General features: G+C 70.5%; 17 protein-coding genes and 1 rRNA gene. 8 read left to right on the top strand and 10 right to left on the bottom strand.

Features of this window, described 5'->3' with window-relative positions; genetic code table 11:
- Positions 1 to 46 precede the first annotated feature (46 nt).
- Positions 47 to 799 (bottom strand): MerR family transcriptional regulator, encoded by a 753-nt coding sequence (locus H9651_RS11710; protein WP_191719512.1) that lies wholly within the window; start codon positions 797 to 799, stop codon positions 47 to 49.
- Positions 800 to 945: 146 nt separating this feature from the next.
- Here H9651_RS11710 and H9651_RS11705 point away from each other — a divergent pair, with 146 nt between their 5' ends.
- Together H9651_RS11705 and H9651_RS11700 are read left to right on the top strand one after the other, a co-directional pair.
- Positions 946 to 1,809: a DUF4097 family beta strand repeat-containing protein gene (locus tag H9651_RS11705; RefSeq protein ID WP_191719511.1), complete on the top strand. Its 864-nt coding sequence runs from the start codon at positions 946 to 948 to the stop codon at positions 1,807 to 1,809.
- Entirely contained in the window at positions 1,809 to 2,414 is a 606-nt protein-coding gene (locus H9651_RS11700) for a PadR family transcriptional regulator (RefSeq protein WP_191719510.1), read from the top strand. The genes H9651_RS11705 and H9651_RS11700 overlap by 1 nt, the downstream gene beginning before the upstream one ends.
- Here the strand turns inward: H9651_RS11700 and H9651_RS11695 are convergent, their stop codons facing one another.
- On the bottom strand, positions 2,415 to 2,933 hold the full coding sequence (locus H9651_RS11695) for a universal stress protein (protein ID WP_191719509.1): 519 nt from the start codon (positions 2,931 to 2,933) through the stop codon (positions 2,415 to 2,417).
- A gap of 138 nt (positions 2,934 to 3,071) precedes the next feature.
- On the opposite strand from H9651_RS11695, the gene H9651_RS11690 reads away from it, so the two are divergent.
- Positions 3,072 to 3,254 (top strand): DUF3073 domain-containing protein, encoded by a 183-nt coding sequence (locus tag H9651_RS11690; RefSeq protein ID WP_191719508.1) that lies wholly within the window; start codon positions 3,072 to 3,074, stop codon positions 3,252 to 3,254.
- A gap of 6 nt (positions 3,255 to 3,260) precedes the next feature.
- Here H9651_RS11690 and H9651_RS11685 read toward each other — a convergent pair whose 3' ends face one another.
- The 3 genes from H9651_RS11685 to purM are packed head-to-tail and all read right to left on the bottom strand — an operon-like array spanning position 3,261 to position 7,084.
- Positions 3,261 to 4,502 (bottom strand): MFS transporter, encoded by a 1,242-nt coding sequence (locus H9651_RS11685; protein WP_191719507.1) that lies wholly within the window; start codon positions 4,500 to 4,502, stop codon positions 3,261 to 3,263.
- On the bottom strand, positions 4,499 to 5,959 hold the full coding sequence (gene purF, locus H9651_RS11680; RefSeq protein WP_191719506.1) for an amidophosphoribosyltransferase: 1,461 nt from the start codon (positions 5,957 to 5,959) through the stop codon (positions 4,499 to 4,501). The genes H9651_RS11685 and purF overlap by 4 nt, the downstream gene beginning before the upstream one ends.
- 6 nt (positions 5,960 to 5,965) lie before the next feature.
- Positions 5,966 to 7,084 (bottom strand): phosphoribosylformylglycinamidine cyclo-ligase, encoded by a 1,119-nt coding sequence (gene purM, locus H9651_RS11675; protein WP_191719505.1) that lies wholly within the window; start codon positions 7,082 to 7,084, stop codon positions 5,966 to 5,968.
- A 124-nt stretch (positions 7,085 to 7,208) separates the two neighbouring features.
- Between purM and H9651_RS11670 the strand changes: the two genes are divergently transcribed.
- Positions 7,209 to 7,817, top strand: coding sequence for a zinc-binding alcohol dehydrogenase (locus tag H9651_RS11670; protein WP_191719504.1), 609 nt, complete (start codon positions 7,209 to 7,211; stop codon positions 7,815 to 7,817).
- Between the two features lies 1 nt (position 7,818).
- Here H9651_RS11670 and H9651_RS11665 read toward each other — a convergent pair whose 3' ends face one another.
- Positions 7,819 to 8,118 (bottom strand): potassium transporter Trk, encoded by a 300-nt coding sequence (locus tag H9651_RS11665; protein WP_191719503.1) that lies wholly within the window; start codon positions 8,116 to 8,118, stop codon positions 7,819 to 7,821.
- A gap of 53 nt (positions 8,119 to 8,171) precedes the next feature.
- Positions 8,172 to 8,528, bottom strand: a complete 357-nt coding sequence (locus H9651_RS11660; protein ID WP_191719502.1) for a sterol carrier family protein — start codon at positions 8,526 to 8,528, stop codon at positions 8,172 to 8,174.
- Positions 8,529 to 8,570: 42 nt separating this feature from the next.
- Here H9651_RS11660 and purD point away from each other — a divergent pair, with 42 nt between their 5' ends.
- The 3 genes from purD to H9651_RS11645 all read left to right on the top strand — a co-directional run bounded on the left by purD (position 8,571) and on the right by H9651_RS11645 (position 12,360).
- A complete protein-coding gene (gene purD, locus H9651_RS11655) occupies positions 8,571 to 9,842 on the top strand; it encodes a phosphoribosylamine--glycine ligase (RefSeq protein WP_191719501.1) in 1,272 nt (423 codons plus the stop codon).
- 59 nt (positions 9,843 to 9,901) lie between these two features.
- Positions 9,902 to 11,104 (top strand): L-2-hydroxyglutarate oxidase, encoded by a 1,203-nt coding sequence (lhgO, locus tag H9651_RS11650; RefSeq protein WP_191719500.1) that lies wholly within the window; start codon positions 9,902 to 9,904, stop codon positions 11,102 to 11,104.
- A 74-nt stretch (positions 11,105 to 11,178) separates the two neighbouring features.
- Positions 11,179 to 12,360, top strand: coding sequence for an MFS transporter (locus H9651_RS11645; protein WP_191719499.1), 1,182 nt, complete (start codon positions 11,179 to 11,181; stop codon positions 12,358 to 12,360).
- Here H9651_RS11645 and H9651_RS11640 read toward each other — a convergent pair.
- On the bottom strand, positions 12,357 to 13,205 hold the full coding sequence (locus H9651_RS11640) for a DUF4184 family protein (protein ID WP_191719498.1): 849 nt from the start codon (positions 13,203 to 13,205) through the stop codon (positions 12,357 to 12,359). The two genes, H9651_RS11645 and H9651_RS11640, sit on opposite strands and share 4 nt — an antisense overlap.
- A gap of 13 nt (positions 13,206 to 13,218) precedes the next feature.
- Positions 13,219 to 14,532, bottom strand: a complete 1,314-nt coding sequence (gene tyrS, locus H9651_RS11635; RefSeq protein ID WP_318244858.1) for a tyrosine--tRNA ligase — start codon at positions 14,530 to 14,532, stop codon at positions 13,219 to 13,221.
- 74 nt (positions 14,533 to 14,606) lie between these two features.
- Here tyrS and H9651_RS11630 point away from each other — a divergent pair, with 74 nt between their 5' ends.
- Entirely contained in the window at positions 14,607 to 15,200 is a 594-nt protein-coding gene (locus H9651_RS11630; RefSeq protein WP_191719496.1) for a hypothetical protein, read from the top strand.
- A gap of 52 nt (positions 15,201 to 15,252) precedes the next feature.
- Here H9651_RS11630 and rrf read toward each other — a convergent pair.
- Positions 15,253 to 15,318: ribosomal RNA gene (gene rrf, locus H9651_RS15120) — 5S ribosomal RNA — on the bottom strand; the annotation flags it as partial.

Genomic DNA, 15,318 nt, shown 5'->3' with positions numbered 1-15,318 from the left:
CGCCGGCCCGGCCCACCGCGCGCGGGGCCGTCGTGCTGTGTTCGGGCTACAGCGCCCGACCGGCGTAGATCTGCAGTGCGTCGCGCACGAATTCGGCGCCCGCCAGTCCGCCGTAGTTGGCCGCGAAGCGCTCGTCCGCGACGTACATCTCGCCGAGGCCGATCACATACCCCTTGATCTGCGACGGTCCGGTGGGAGCACCAGGAACATCGAGCAGCCAGGCGACGTGCCGTTCGGCCAGCGCCTGCGCCTCGTCGGAATCGGCCGCGACGCCCCGCGACGCCGCCTGACTCCAATCGCCCGCCAGCTGCGCGGATCGCCGCTTCCAGGCCTCCCGGTCGCCCGGACCGAGATCCCGCCACCACCGGTCGCTCTGCGTGTAGGCCTGCGTGCCCCAGCGTCGGGTCACCTCCTCCTGGTACTGCGTGTGATCGAACCCGTCGAACATGTCCTGTGCCATGAGCGGGTTCCCTCCCTTCAATCTCTCAATGGTCGATTCAACGGCGATGATCTGCCGAGACAGTCGCTGCTGCTCCCCGCGCAGCCACGCCGCATGGGCGGCGAGCGCCTCTTGCGGCGAGACCTCCCGATCGAGAACCTCGGCGATCTGAGACAGGCCGAGCCCCAGTTGGCGCAGCAGCAGAATGCGCTGCAGCCGCACGAGCGCATCCTCGTCGTAGTACCGATACCCGTTGCGGCCGATGCGGGTCGGCGCCAACAGGCCGATGGCCGCGTAGTGACGCAGCGTGCGGCTCGTGGTGCCGGCCAGGCGTGCGACCTCCTGGATGGACCACTCCATGCGCTGTCCCCTCCCCATCACTTCGACGGTAGAGGTTGACGTTACGTCACGGTCAAAACCGCGCGCAGCACTTCTTGAGATCGCGATATATCGTGTTACGTTACCCACACGCGATATATCTTGACTTTCGATCATCAGGAGCAGACATGACCCTCGAGAAGTGGATCATCCACCCGGGCGACACCCGCGTCATCGACATCGAAGACGTCCGAAAACTGAAAGTCGGCCTCGTGGGCGGGCAGATCGATGTCGTTGCGCACGACGAACCAGGTGTCCGCGTCGAAGTGCACGGGGTCACCGTGAAGGACCTGCGCATCGAGGCGTCGGGCGACCTGCTGGAGATCGACCACGCGCAGCTGCGCTGGGACAACTTCCTCGAGGTGTTCCGCAACTTCGGTGCGGGCGGGCCCAAAGCGGAGATCAGCGTGGCCGTTCCGCGCGACGTCGCGCTCACCCTCGGTGTCGTCAGTGCGAGTGCGCTCGTCGCCGGACTGCAGACGGATGCCAAGCTCAATACCGTGTCGGGCGACATCATCGTCGACGGCCTCGTCGGCGACCTGTCGGTGAATGCCGTGTCGGGTGACACGCAGGTGCGCGGCCTCGAAGGCGCACTGAGCGCGAACAGCGTCTCGGGCGACATCGCCGCATCCGGATCGCTGCGCCGGGCGTCGGTCGACACCGTCTCGGGCGCGATGCTCATCGACTCCACGGGCGCCACCCAGGCCGTCAACCTCAACACCGTCTCGGGCAACGCGACCGTGCGACTCGACCCCGAGCTGCCCACCAACTACGCGGTGCGCAGCGTCAGCGGACGCGTGCTCATCGACGGCGTCAACCGATCCGGCGGCAGCGGTGTCGGCGTGAACTACAGCGGTTCCGTCGGCGAGCTGAGCGGCTCGTTCCTCGACATGCGCGCCCACAGCGTCTCGGGCGACGTGACCGTGTTGCGCCGCAGCCCCGCCCCGACGCCCGACCAGCCGCTGTCCGCGCCTGAGCCCGAGGAGTGGTGATGCCCCCCGTCTTCTCGCACGGCGACCTCCGCCTGTACCTGCTGAGCCTGCTCGACGAAGAACCCCGTCACGGCTACGACCTCATCCAGGCGCTGTCCGATCGCACCGGCGGCACCTACACACCCAGCGCCGGCACGGTGTATCCACGCCTGGCGAAGCTGGAGGAGGAAGGGCTCGTGACCAAGTTCGCCGACGGCCGCAAGACCGTCTATCAGATCACCGACGCCGGGCGGGCGGAGGTGCTCGCCCGAGCGGGCGACCTGCAGGGCATCGAAGCCGGGCTCACCGACAGTGTGCGCCTGATCGCGGACGAGGTGCGCGGCAGCGTCCGCGAGGCGATGCGCAGCCTGCAGGCCGACCTCGCCGCGGCGGCGACCAGCGAGCGCGGCACCGCCTCGCAGCCCAGTGCGGACGATCCGCGCGCCTACAGCCGCGAGCAGCTGCATCGCGCCGACACCGCGCTGACCGAGTTCCGCGCACAGATCCGCGGCGATCTTCGCTCGCACGTCGCCCGCGGCGGCATGCTGTCGGCCTCCGTCGTGAACGACCTCATCGCGGCGCTCGACGACGCGGCCCGCACCCTCATCAGAGGACTGCGCGACTGATCAGCCTTCCGGCCAGAGATCCTCGTCGTCGCCCGCCGGCTCGTCCAGCGGCACGACGAGGATCGGCCGGTGCTGGCGGTGCGCGAGACGCGCGGCGACCGAGCCCGTGAAGAATTCACGGATCGACTCGCCGATGCCCCGCCGCCGGGTGCCCACCACGAGGAGCCGCGCGTCGGTCTGGTCGGCGAGGTGCTTCATCGACAGGGCAGGATCCCCCACCAGCTGGGTGACACTCCAGGCGACGCCCGATCCGTCGAGCGCACTCTCGGCAGCCTCGGTCACCGCGGCCAGATCACCCTCGCCGGTGGCGATGTTCAGGTCCAGCGGCGCGGAATGCACGTAGCCGTCGGGGTCCTCGTAGGTGACGAACCGGGTCACGTCCACGTGCACCACCACCAGGGGCGCCCCCAGCAGTGCGGCGTAACGGGCCGCTTCCTTCAGTACGCGCGGCGGCTGACCCGGAATGGCTCCGACCAGCACGGCGTGACGCGGGGTGGTTTCGGCGGTTTCCTCCGACATGACTGCATCGTCCCTCCCCCTCGGGCCGTGCCCGGGGGCTCCGTGATATCCTGAATGCTACTCTTCCCGGCATATGGCCGGATCGTGATTACGACGGGCAGTCGCAGCCCGCGGCTCAGACAAATGAGGGGGTCTCGCATGGGGCGTGGCCGTCAAAAGGCGAAGCACACCAAGATCGCCCGGGAACTCAAGTCGTTCAGCCCGAGCGTGAACTACGCCGCGTTGGAACGTGAATTGGGTCACCCGGAGGGCGACGAGAACGAGTACGTCGACAAGTGGGCTGATCAGTACGCCGACGAGTACGAGGACGAGAAGGCGTAACGCCTCTCACCACTGGCCGTACCGGCGTTCCCACTCTTCTTCGACCGTGCGTGCACGGGTGATGACGTACCCGGCGGGGATGGCTGCGGCGACCACGCCGACCAGCACCCACAGTGCCGGTGTCCACTGACCCGTGGCATCGTGGAGCAGCCCGATCGCCAGCGGGAACACGGCCGCGATCGCGTAGCCGATGCTCTGCACGAACCCGCTCAATGCCACGGCGGTCTCGTGCGAGCGGGTGCGCAGTCCCAGCATCACGAGGATCATCGGGAACAGCAGCGGCGCGAGCCCCAGCAGCGCCACCCACAGCGCCGGTGCCGCTTGAGGGGCGACGATGAGTCCGCCGAGCCCGGCGAATCCCGCGCCCACGGCGATGACGATGAGCACCCGCTCGGCGCGCAGCCGGGCCACGAGCAGGGGCACGGCGAGCGACGCGGGGAGTCCCATCAGCGCGAAGAGCGACAGCAGCGCCCCGGCGGCCTGGGGGGTCACGCCGGCGGTGTCGACGAGGATCGTGGGCAGCCACCCGAACGAGGTGTACGCCAGGGTCGATGAGACCGCGAACGTGACCGCCAGAGCCCAGGCCAGCGGCAGCTTCCACAGTCGCGCGAACAGTCGCGGCGTGGCCACGTCCGTGGCCAGGGGCGCATCGGCGCGCGAGCGCCACAGCATCAGGAGCCACGGCAGGGTCGCAGCGGCGGCGAGCACGGCCCATACCCCGAGCGACATGCGCCATCCCGCGACCTCCGCCACCGGCACCGCGACCAGCGGAGGCGTGAACGTGGCGACGGCCATGGTGGTCGTGTAGACGGTCGTGAGCAGCCCCACGCGCTGCGGGAAGTACTTCTTCACCAGCGGTGGCAGCAGGATGTTGCCCGTCCCCACTCCGGCGAAGATCAGCGCCGTCGCGGCGAGCAGGCCGAGGGCGTCGCCCGCGAAGGCTCGCACGACCAGTCCCACGGCGACGACCGTGATCGCGGCGACCGTCACCCTCTCCAGCCCGAAGCGCTTCTCGAACCTCGGCGCGAGCATGCCGAACACCGCGAAGCACACCGGGGGCGCCGTGCCGATGAGGCCGATGATGCTCGCGGGCAGCGCGAAATCAGCCGAGATGAGGTCGATGAGCGGCGACAGCGAGGCCACGGCGCTGCGCAGCGAGAACGCGAACAGCACGATGCCGACGAATGCCAGCACCCGACCGTGGCGATCCGGCGTCGCAGGCCGCGGCGACGCCGTCTCGCCGCTCAAGATTCCTGGGTGCCCTCGACCCAGGCCAGATACTCGTCCGTGACGGTTCCCGTGACATAGCGGCCGTCGAAGCAGCTCATGTCGAGGTCGTCGAGGTCCGAGCCCTCGAGGATGGCCGCCTTGAGGTCGTCGACCTCCTGGTAGACCAGCCGGTCGCAGCCGAGTTCCGCCGCGATCTCGGGGATCGTGCGTCCGTGCGCGACGAGTTCGTGGCGCGACGGCATGTTGATGCCGTAGACGTGCGGGTACCGCACCGGCGGGGCCGCCGAGGCGAAGGTCACCGTCTTGGCGCCGGCGTCCCTCGCCATCTGGATGATCTCCTTCGACGTCGTGCCGCGCACGATGGAGTCATCGATGAGCAGCACGTTCTTGCCCTTGAACTCGCTCGACATCGCGTTGAGCTTCTGGCGCACGCTCTTCTTGCGCACCGCCTGTCCCGGCATGATGAACGTGCGTCCGACGTAGCGGTTCTTGTAGAAGCCCTCGCGGTACTCGATCCCGAGCTTGCGCGCCACCTGCATCGCCGACGGTCGCGACGAGTCGGGGATCGGCATGACGACATCGATGGACCCGGGCGGGGTGTGCTTGGCGATCGTGTCGGCCAGGCGTTCTCCCATGCGCAGCCGCGACTCGTAGACGGCGATGCCGTTCATCACCGAGTCGGGACGGGCGAGGTAGACGTACTCGAACGAGCACGGCGCAAGCGTCGTCTCGTCGGCGCACTGGCGGGAGTGCAGCTTGCCGTCGATGTCGATGAACACCGCTTCGCCGGGTAGCACGTCGCGCACGACGGTGTAGTCGGCGTTCTCGAGCACGAGCGATTCGCTCGAGACGATCCACTCGTCGCGGCCGTCGGGCGTGCGGCGGGTGCCGAGGATGAGGGGACGGATGCCGAACGGGTCGCGGAAGGCGAGCAGGCCGTAGCCGGCGATGAGAGCGATCGCGGCGTAGGACCCCTCGACACGGCGGTGCACCCGGCTGACGGCGGTGAACACGTCGTCGGCGCTCAGCCGCTCGCCGTTGATCGTCTGCTGCAGCTCGTTGGCGAGGACGTTCACCAGCAGCTCCGTGTCGGAGCTGGTGTTCAGGTGCCGTCGATCGGTGCGGAACAGCTCCTCGCTGAGCTCACGTGTGTTGGTGAGGTTGCCGTTGTGCACGAGCACGATGCCGTAGGGCGCGTTGACGTAGAACGGCTGCGCCTCCTCCTCGCTGGAGGCGGTGCCCTTCGTGGCGTAGCGCACGTGCCCGAGGCCGATCGTGCCGAGAAGGGTGCGCATGTCGCGCGTACGGAAGGCCTCACGTACCTGGCCGCGCTGCTTGTTCATGTGCACGACGCCGCTCGGCTCCGCCGTGGCGATGCCGGTGGAGTCCTGACCGCGGTGCTGCAGCAGCAGCAGCGCATCGTAGACCTCCTGGTTGACGGGGGCGTGACCGACGACGCCGACGATTCCGCACATGGGTTGTCAGACCGTTCCCTGCTCGAGGTACGAGCCGACCAGGCGAACCGCACCACCTTCGACGCCCTTGGCGCCCTGTTCGTAATCGCCGTCCGGCAGCGCGGTGTCGTGCACGACACCGACCTGCCACGTGTGGATGCCGGCGCCGTTGAGCGCGGCCGCCGCGGCATCCGCCCGCTCAGCCGACACGACGGCGAGGAACCCGATGCCGAGGTTCCATGTGCCCTCGGTCGACGTGAGATCGAGGTCACCGAGATCGGCGAGCACGCGGAACACCGCAGGCGGGCTCCACGTCGACCGGTCGATGTCGACCCAGGTGCCCACCGGCAGCACGCGCGCGAGGTTCGCGGCGATGCCGCCGCCGGTGACATGGCTGAGCGCGTGCAGATCGGCGGGGAATTCCGACGCGAGGCGCAGCAGCGGGGTCGTGTAGAGCCGGGTCGGCTCGAGCAGCGTCTCGCCCCACGTGGCGCCGAAGTCGGCGGCGTTGTCGCCGTAGCCGATGCCGGCACCGGCGACGATGTGACGCACGAGCGAGTAGCCGTTGGAGTGCAGGCCACTGGATGCCAGGGCGAGCACGACGTCGCCGGAACGCACGCGCTCGGCACCCAGCACGCGGTCGGCTTCGACCACGCCGGTCGCGGCGCCCGCGACGTCGTAGTCGTTGATGCCGAGGAGCCCCGGGTGCTCGGCCGTCTCGCCGCCGACGAGGGCCGTGCCGGTCTCGGCGCAGCCGGCGGCGATGCCCTTGACGATGTCGGCGATGCGCTCGGGCACCACCTTGCCGCAGGCGATGTAGTCCGTCATGAAGAGGGGCTTCGCGCCCACCACCACGATGTCGTCGACGACCATGCCGACCAGGTCGAGCCCGATCGTGTCGTGCTTGTCGATCGCCTGCGCGATGGCGACCTTCGTGCCGACGCCGTCGGTGCTGGTCGCCAGCAGAGGCTTCGTGAACGCCGTCAGCGCAGTGGCATCGAAGAGCCCGGCGAAGCCGCCGACGCCGCCCTGCACCTCCGGCCCGTGCGTGCGTTTGACGGCCGTCTTCATGAGCTCGACGGCAAGATCGCCCGCAGCGGTGTCGACACCTGCGGCGGCATAGGGATTGTGGGAGGGTGGGGCCACGCTTCCAGCCTACCCGGGCGGGGGCCTCCCCCTCGCCCGCCGAGACCGACACCGATCCGTCTCCGCCGCAAGAGAGACGTCCCGGTACCTGCCCACCCCGACACGCCCGGCCTACAATGGCCGCATGGTCGGCGGGGCTCCCGAATGGGTGGTGCGCGAAGACGCGAGCCAGGCGGTGCTCGCGGCACTCTGCGTGCGCCACGCCCTCGGCATCCGCTCCCCCGATGAGCTGCCGACGCTGCGCGGGCTGCCCCCGGCATCGGTCGAGCGGGGCGAGGACCCGCAGTCCGCGCTCGAGCGGCAGTGGCGCGGCTACTGGGCGATGACCGTCGAACCGCAGGCGCACCCCTCCCCGGTGCCGCTGGATCTGGTCGAGGGCTTCGGCAGCCTCGCCGCGCTCCCCACCGAGGGGTACGACGAACTGCGTGAGGCGATGCTCCCGCACGCCGAGGTGGCGGTGGCGTACGCCCAGCGCGCCCACGACCGCTACGTGGCCGACGCCGCCGCCGGGGCGCGGGTGTCGTACCGCGCCTATGCGGGGGCGATCGCCGAGCACGAGCGGCGGGTGGGCAGACGCGCCCACTCGTTCGAGCTGAACGTGCAGGTGCTGCCGCTGTCTCAGCGCGGCGTGTGGTGGATCGGTTCGCTCACGATCGCGGTGACCGACGGGCTGCGCGGCGACGTGGTCGCGTTCGACGCGGCGATCCACCCGATCATCGCGGAGCTGGCCTGACTCAGTCCTGCGTGCGGATGCGCTCGTGCTCGATCTGTACATCGTGGGCGCGACGCGCCAGCACCCGGTCGAGGATGACCGCGACGATGCCGCCGATCGCGATGCCCACCGGCACGCAGATCAGCGCGACGAACCCGAACACCTGCGTCGAGGTGTAGACCACTCCGGTGTTGGCGCTCACCTCGCGCGTTCCGTCGAACGCGAACGTGAGGATGAGGGCGACGAGCAAGCCGAGGGCGGCTCCGAGCCCGAGGAACACCGCGAACTTCGGGCTGCGGCGTACGCGCGCGGACTCGGTCATGCCTCCATTGTCGCACTGGCGGCGCACAACGGCGCCGGGGTCCGGGTGCGCGGTCACGGGCGCAGCGGCAGCACCGCCGACAGGTCGGCGCGGGTTCCCGAGGCGTGGATGCGGCCGGCGGCTGCGGCATCCGCCCACGCCTCCGCTCCCGTCGCGAGGGCGATCCAGGTGGCAGGGTCCGTCTCGACGACGTTCGGCGGCGTGCCGCGGGTGTGGCGGGGGCCTTCGAGCACCTGCACCGCCCCGAAGGGCGGCACCCGCACCTCGACGGTGTTGCCCGGCGCCTTCTCGGCCAGCAGCTGCAGCAGGTAACGCACCGCCGTGGCGTTGTCGGTGCGGGCCGGGGTGTCGGCCGCGGCCACGGCGGCGAGCGCCGCGCGTCCCTCATCGGTGGTGATCTTGCGCGCCATGCCGCCACGCTACCGCCGGGCGCGGCTCGGTAGGCTGGCCCGGTGAAGATCCTGGTCCTCGGTTCGGGCGCGCGCGAGCACGCCATCATCCTCGCCCTGCGCGCCGAAGAAGCCGGTCATGAGCTCTTCGCCGCCCCCGGCAACGCCGGCATCGGTGCCGACGCCGTGCTCGTCGACCTCGACCCGGTGGATCCGGGCGCGGTGACGGATTTCGCCAACGAGAACGCGATCGACCTCGTCGTGATCGGCCCGGAGGCGCCGCTCGTAGCCGGCGTCGCAGACGCCCTGCGTGAACGCGGCATCCCGGCGTTCGGGCCGGGCAAGGCCGCTGCGCAACTGGAGGGCTCGAAGACCTTCGCCAAGCGCATCATGGATGCCGCGGGCGTGCCCACCGGGCGGGCCGTGCATGCCCGCACGATCGCCGAGGTCGAAGCCGCGCTCGACGAGTTCGGCGCCCCTTTCGTGGTCAAGGCCGACGGGCTGGCCGCCGGAAAGGGCGTCATCGTCACCGAGGACCGCGCCGCCGCGCTCGCGCACGCCGCCGAGTACCTGGTGGGGTCCCCGGTGCTCGTGGAGGAGTTCCTCTCGGGCCCGGAGGTGTCGCTGTTCTTCGTCTCCGATGGCGACTGCGTGGTGCCCCTGTCTCCCGCGCAGGATTACAAGCGCGCGTTCGACCACGATGCCGGCCCCAACACCGGCGGCATGGGTGCGTACTCGCCCCTGCCGTGGCTGGCCGGCGCGTTCGGGGGCGAGGACGAGTTCGTCGCCCAGGTCACCCGCGATGTCGCGGAGCCCGTGATCCGTCGGCTCGACGCCGAGGGCACGCCCTTCATCGGGCTGCTGTACGCCGGCCTCATCCTCACCGAGCACGGGGTGAAGGTGATCGAGTTCAACGCCCGATTCGGCGACCCCGAGACACAGGTCGTGCTCGCGCGCCTGGCGACCCCGCTGTCGTCGCTGCTCATGGCTGCCGCCTCCGGTCACCTCGAGGACGAGCCGGCCCCGGCCTTCGCCGAGGCCGCCGCCGTGACCGTCGTGCTCGCCAGCGAGGGCTACCCCGCCGCGCCCGTCATCGGTCGCACGCTCACGGGACTCGACGACGCGGCATCCGTCGAGGGTGTGCACTTGGCCCACGCCGCCACGGCCCGACACGACGACGAAGTCGTCGCCACCGGCGGGCGCGTGCTCAACGTCGTCGCGCTCGGCAACACCTTCTTCCAGGCGCGGGATCGCGCGTACGACGCGCTCGGCCGAATCCATCTCGAGGGCGGGCACCACCGCACCGACATCGCTCTGCGCGTCGTCGAGGACTGATCGGCCCATTGCGCCGCCGCATCCGCCACAATCGCAGGAGCGGCAGCGAGGGGGCCCACATGGGCGAGCGCATCGGAATCATCGGCGGAGGCATCGTGGGCGTCGCCCTCGCGCGTGCCCTCGCGCAGCGCGGGCACGCGGTCACGGTGCTCGAGAAGGAGTCGCGGCTCGCTCAGCACCAGACCGGTCGCAACTCCGGCGTCGTGCACGCCGGGCTCTACTACGCACCGGGCTCGCTGAAGGCGACGCTGTGCGCGGCGGGGCGCGTGTCGATCCGGGAGTTCTGCGAGGAGAAGCGCCTGCCCTATCGGGAGGTCGGCAAGCTCGTCGTCGCGGTCGACGAGTCGGAGCTGCCCGCGCTGGCGGAGATCGAACGGCGCTCCCTCGCCAACGGTGTCCCCGACCTCGTGCGCATCGACGACACCTCCGGGCTGCATGAGATCGAGCCGCACGTGGCCGGTGTCGCGGCCGTGCACTCTCCGCATACCGCGGCTGTCGACTACGCCGCCATCACCGAGGCGATGGCGCAGGACGTGCGCGCCGCAGGCGGCGAGATCCGGCTGGGGCACGAGGTCACCTGCATCCGGCGCGAGCAGGGTCGGGTGCGCGTGGTGACACCCGTCTCCGCCGACGTCTTCGACCGGCTCGTCGTGTGCGCGGGGCTGCAATCCGACGTCGTGGCGCGTCTCGTCGGCGCCGACCCGTCACCGAAGATCCTGCCGTTCCGCGGTGAGTACTGGCAGCTCGCGCCCGAGCGGGGCGAGCTCGTCAACGGCATGATCTACCCCGTGCCCGACCCGAGGTTCCCCTTCCTCGGCGTGCATTTCACCCGCGGGGTCTACGACGATGTGCACGTCGGCCCGAACGCCGTGCCTGCCCTCGCGAGGGAGGGCTACAACTGGCTGCAGATCTCGGTGAAGGACACCTGGGAATCCCTGCGCTGGCCGGGCGCGTGGCCGCTGGCCAAGCAGCATTGGCGCATGGGCGCCGACGAGATCAGCAGTTCGCTGATCAAGCCGCTGTGGTATCGCAAGGCCAAGCGGTTCGTGCCTCAACTGAAGATGAGTGACCTCACCCACAAGACCGCCGCCGGTGTGCGCGCGCAGGCCTGGGGGCGCCGCGGCGAACTGCTGGACGATTTCGCGGTCGATCAGGTGGGCCCGGTCACCGTGTTGCGCAACGCGCCGTCGCCCGCCGCGACCAGTTCCCTCGCCATCGCCGAGTACGTGATCGCGCACTACCTCTCGGCGGCGTCTGGCTGAGGCGCGCGTTCCCCACTCGGTGACGCGCACGCCGGCGGCGAGGCCGCTCGGCCGGCGAAGATAGGCTGAGCGCGATGGAACTCCTGCCGCCGGCTCGCGCAGAACGGGCCCGCGGGGGCGTCGGGCTGCTCTTCTTCGTCAACGCCGTCGCGTTCGCGTCGATCGTGCCCCGATACGTCGAACTGCGGGAGACGTTCTCACTCGACAACGGCACCTTCGGGCTCGTCATCGCCGCCGGTCCCGTCGGCGCGCTGGCGGCGGGGCTCGTCGCCGCGCGCGTGCTGCGTGCCCTCGGCTCCGCCCCGAGCGCCGTCGCTTCCTCGATGCTGCTGGGACTGAACCTCGTGCTCATCGCGCTGGCCTCGGACGGGTGGTCGCTGGCGGCGGCCCTCTTCGTCGCGGGCGTGCTCGATTCCACCGGCGACATCGCCAACAACGCGCACGGGCTGCGCGTGCAGCGCGCGATGGGACGCTCGGTGATCAGCGGGCTGCACGGGGTGTGGAGCATCGGTGCGATCGCGGGCGGCCTCGCCGCCGCGCTGGCCGTCGCGCAGGGGGTGCCGATCGGTGTGCAGCTGGTGACCACCGGCATCCTCATCGTGCTGCTGTCGGCCGTGGCCGGTGTGCTCGCCCGCCTGCCGGTGACGACGGATGCCGATGAGACCACGGCAGCCGCGCGCACCGCCGGGCGGTTCGCGCTGTGGCTGTTCCTCGCGATCCTGGGGGTCGGGCTCGCGGGCGCGCTGCTCGAGGACGTCGTCTCGACGTGGGGTGGCATCTATCTCGTCGACATCGTCGGCACCGGTGCCGACACCGCCGGCACGGCGTTCATCGCCTTCATGTGCGCCCTCACCGCCGGCCGTCTGTTCGGCGACCGGGCGATCGACCGGTGGGGCACGAAGCGGGTGCTCACCGCCGGGGCGGTCACGACGGCCGCGGGGTTCACGCTCGCGCTGATCGCTCCGTGGCTGTGGACGACGCTGACGGGATTCGTGCTGGTGGGTGTGGGCATCGCCACGATGATCCCCTCGGCGATGGAGGCGGCCGATGGTGCGCCGGGGCTGCGTGCGGGGGTAGGTCTCACCGTCTCATCGCTCGTCACGCGCATCGGCTATCTCACGCCGCCGCTGATCGGCGCCGTCGCGGATGCGAGTTCCCTGCGCATCGCGCTGCTCCTCGCGCCGGTCGCCGCCCTCGCGGTGATCCCGCTCGTTCGGGTCACCTCGCGCGCGCCGAGCCCGGCGACGCTCAGCTAGCAGCCCTGCGCCGACGTCGACGCGGGTGCCTCGGTGCCGCGGCGGCGGGCGCGCCGTCCACGCGCGACCTGCACGATCACCGCCAGCACGGCGGTACCCGCTCCCCATACCGCGCACGCGGGCGGCAGCACGCGGTAGGCGAGGTGCGCCACCCCGAAGTCGGCGTCGAGCGGACCGTACGCGGCCAGTCCGATCGCCCACGCGACGGCGAGCACGACCGGCAGCGACACCCACCAGGCGACGCGCGCGACCGGCGGCAGCACCCGTGCGACCGCGCTGCGCTCGGCGCGGCGCCCCAGCCACAGCGCCGCCCAGATCGCGATGACGACGAGGCCGACGACACCCGAGGCGTACTGCATCCACTTGAACCCGAGCAACGGCCCCCAGGGCTCGTCGAGCGCCGGGATCATCGCGAGCCCCCACCGCCCCTCGTGGGTGAACGCGTCCCAGACGATGTGCGAGACGACACCGATGAGAAGCGACACGACCAGCAGCAGCGGGTAGCCGCGGCCGCGCGGATGCCGGGAATCGGCGCCGACCGTGTCGAGCACCGCCTCGCGGGCGGGCATGTCCCACTCCAGGGGCAGGCGAGCCGCCAGCCAGGTGGGCGAGAGTTCCCGCACCGCCGGTCGCAGCAGGCACCGCCACGCCAGCAGCAGCACGAAGGCCACCACGACCGTCACGACCAGACCCGACCACGAATGGGTTGTCGCGTAGGTGATCCCCGTGCCGCGCACGAACAACGGCAGGTCGGGCGTCATCGCACCGACGGCGACGGCTGCCGGCACCAGCGGCGTGCGGATGAAGGGGAGCGCGACGACCGCGTGGCTCGGGGTGAACGGCATGCGCGCTGGGCGCCTAGTCGGCCGGCTCGTCGACGAACAGGCCGGCGAGCGTCTTCTTGCCGCGGCGCAGCACGGAGACGCCGCCGGGCAGGGAGCCGGTGACGAGAGCTGCGTCATCCTCGATGCGTACCCCGTCGAGCGACACCCCGCCCTGCGCGATCGCGCGGCGCGACTCCGACAGGCTCGCCGTCAGGCCGGTGTCGACGAGCGCCTGCACGACCGTCGTCTGGCGGGTGGCGGACGCGTGCGGCAGCTCCTCGAGCGCGGAACGCAGCGTCGCGGCATCCAGCGTCGTCAGATCGCCCTTGCCGAACAGCGCCTCGGATGCCGCGATGACCGCGGCGGTCGCCTCGGCACCGTGCACGAGCGTCGACACCTCCAGAGCCAACCGTTTCTGCGCGGCGCGGCGGAACGGCTCGGTTTCGACGAGGCGGGCGTATTCCTCGATCTCTGCGCGCGTGAGGAACGTGAAGACCTTGAGGCGGTCGATGACGTCGGCGTCGTCGGAGTTGAGCCAGAACTGGTACATCCGGTACGGGCTGCACATCTCGGGGTCGAGCCAGATGGCGTTGCCCTCGCTCTTGCCGAACTTGGTGCCGTCGCTGTTGGTGATCAGCGGCGTACCGATCGCGTGCACCGACGCGCCCTCGACGCGGTGGATGAGGTCCGTGCCGCTGGTGAGGTTGCCCCACTGATCGCTGCCGCCGGTCTGCAGGACGCACCCGTACTGGCGGTAGAGCTCCAGGTAGTCCATGCCCTGCAGGATCTGGTAGCTGAACTCGGTGTAGCTGATGCCGGCGTCGGAGTTCAGCCGCGCCGCGACGGCATCCTTCTTCAGCATCGTGCCGACGCGGTAGTGCTTGCCGATCTCACGGAGGAAGTCGATGGCCGACAGCGGCGCCGTCCAGTCGAGGTTGTTGACGATGCGCGCGGCGTTGTCGCCCTCGAAGCTCAGGAAGCGCTCCACCTGGGCGCGCAACCGCGACACCCAGTCCGCGACGACCTCGGGGGTGTTCAGGGTGCGCTCGGCAGAAGGCCGGGGGTCCCCGATGAGGCCGGTAGAGCCGCCGACGAGGCCCAGCGGCTTGTGGCCGGCGAGCTGGATGCGCCGCAGCGTGAGCAGCTGCACGAGGTTGCCCAGATGCAGGCTCGGTGCGGTGGGGTCGAAGCCGCAGTAATAGGTGATCGGGTCGCCGCCGAGCAGTTCGCGCAACGCCTGCGCGTCGGTGGATACGTGAACCAGGCCGCGCCACTGCAATTCGTCCCAGACGTTCTCGAACGTGGGGTCGATCGCGGGCCGGGCGACCGTCAAGGCTTCAGAAGACACGCGACCCAGGTTATCAGCGGCATGCCGGGCGTCACCGCGGCGCCGGTGACCGACCCCCATGCCAGACTGACCGCATGTTGGTGGCCTTGCCCGACGCCGTTGTCGTCGCCGTCCTGTCGATCTTCCTGTTCCTGGCACTGTGCGCCGCGCTGGTGCTCGTGGTGGTGAGTCTGCGCCGCCCGCGGAACGTGCCGCTGGCCATGGCCGCGGCGATCGTGGTCGTCGCGCTTGTCGTCGTCGTCATGACGCCGTACGACGTGCCGGGCATCCTGGGCATGATCCTCGCCCTGCTCGGCCTCGCGCTGGCGGTGGTGGGCGGTGACCCGGTCGTTCGCCGCGTGCTCGAGATGGCGACGCACGGCACGGTGCAGCAGGGGATCGCCGGCGGCATCCTCGTGGGGGTGCGCGGCGACGGCGACGATCCGGGCGCCGTGCAGGAGATCCTCCGCGGCGGCACCACCATCGGCTACCTCGAGCGGCTCGGTGTCGCCCTCGGGCTCATCGCCGGCTTTCCCGAGGCCATCGCGGTCATCGTGGCTCTCAAGGGCATCGGACGCTTCTCCGAGCTGTCGACGCCGGCCGCACGCGAGCGGTTCATCGTGGGGACTCTCGCGAGCCTGCTGTGGGCCTGCGTCATCGGCGCGCTCGTCAGGCTCGCGATCTGGTGACGTGTTAACGAGAGAAAGCCACCCAGCTTTGGGTGGCTTTCTCACGAAAGAAGTCCGGCGGTGTCCTACTCTCCCACAGGGTCCCCCCTGCAGTACCATCGGCGCTGAGAGGCTTAGC

This window comes from Microbacterium pullorum (assembly GCF_014836535.1).
Lineage (GTDB): Bacteria > Actinomycetota > Actinomycetes > Actinomycetales > Microbacteriaceae > Microbacterium > Microbacterium pullorum.
This window is presented reverse-complemented; position numbering and strand designations above follow the sequence as displayed.

What these genes read in the sequence shown, in the direction of transcription:
- H9651_RS11710 (WP_191719512.1), bottom strand. Translation starts at nt 799, where the DNA reads ATGGAGTGGTCCATCCAGGAGGTCGCACGCCTGGCCGGCACCACGAGC.
- H9651_RS11705 (WP_191719511.1), top strand. Translation starts at nt 946, where the DNA reads ATGACCCTCGAGAAGTGGATCATCCACCCGGGCGACACCCGCGTCATC.
- H9651_RS11700 (WP_191719510.1), top strand. Translation starts at nt 1,809, where the DNA reads ATGCCCCCCGTCTTCTCGCACGGCGACCTCCGCCTGTACCTGCTGAGC.
- H9651_RS11695 (WP_191719509.1), bottom strand. Translation starts at nt 2,933, where the DNA reads ATGTCGGAGGAAACCGCCGAAACCACCCCGCGTCACGCCGTGCTGGTC.
- H9651_RS11690 (WP_191719508.1), top strand. Translation starts at nt 3,072, where the DNA reads ATGGGGCGTGGCCGTCAAAAGGCGAAGCACACCAAGATCGCCCGGGAA.
- purF (WP_191719506.1), bottom strand. Translation starts at nt 5,959, where the DNA reads ATGTGCGGAATCGTCGGCGTCGTCGGTCACGCCCCCGTCAACCAGGAG.
- H9651_RS11670 (WP_191719504.1), top strand. Translation starts at nt 7,209, where the DNA reads ATGGTCGGCGGGGCTCCCGAATGGGTGGTGCGCGAAGACGCGAGCCAG.
- H9651_RS11665 (WP_191719503.1), bottom strand. Translation starts at nt 8,118, where the DNA reads ATGACCGAGTCCGCGCGCGTACGCCGCAGCCCGAAGTTCGCGGTGTTC.
- H9651_RS11660 (WP_191719502.1), bottom strand. Translation starts at nt 8,528, where the DNA reads ATGGCGCGCAAGATCACCACCGATGAGGGACGCGCGGCGCTCGCCGCC.
- lhgO (WP_191719500.1), top strand. Translation starts at nt 9,902, where the DNA reads ATGGGCGAGCGCATCGGAATCATCGGCGGAGGCATCGTGGGCGTCGCC.
- H9651_RS11645 (WP_191719499.1), top strand. Translation starts at nt 11,179, where the DNA reads ATGGAACTCCTGCCGCCGGCTCGCGCAGAACGGGCCCGCGGGGGCGTC.
- H9651_RS11640 (WP_191719498.1), bottom strand. Translation starts at nt 13,205, where the DNA reads ATGCCGTTCACCCCGAGCCACGCGGTCGTCGCGCTCCCCTTCATCCGC.
- H9651_RS11630 (WP_191719496.1), top strand. Translation starts at nt 14,607, where the DNA reads ATGTTGGTGGCCTTGCCCGACGCCGTTGTCGTCGCCGTCCTGTCGATC.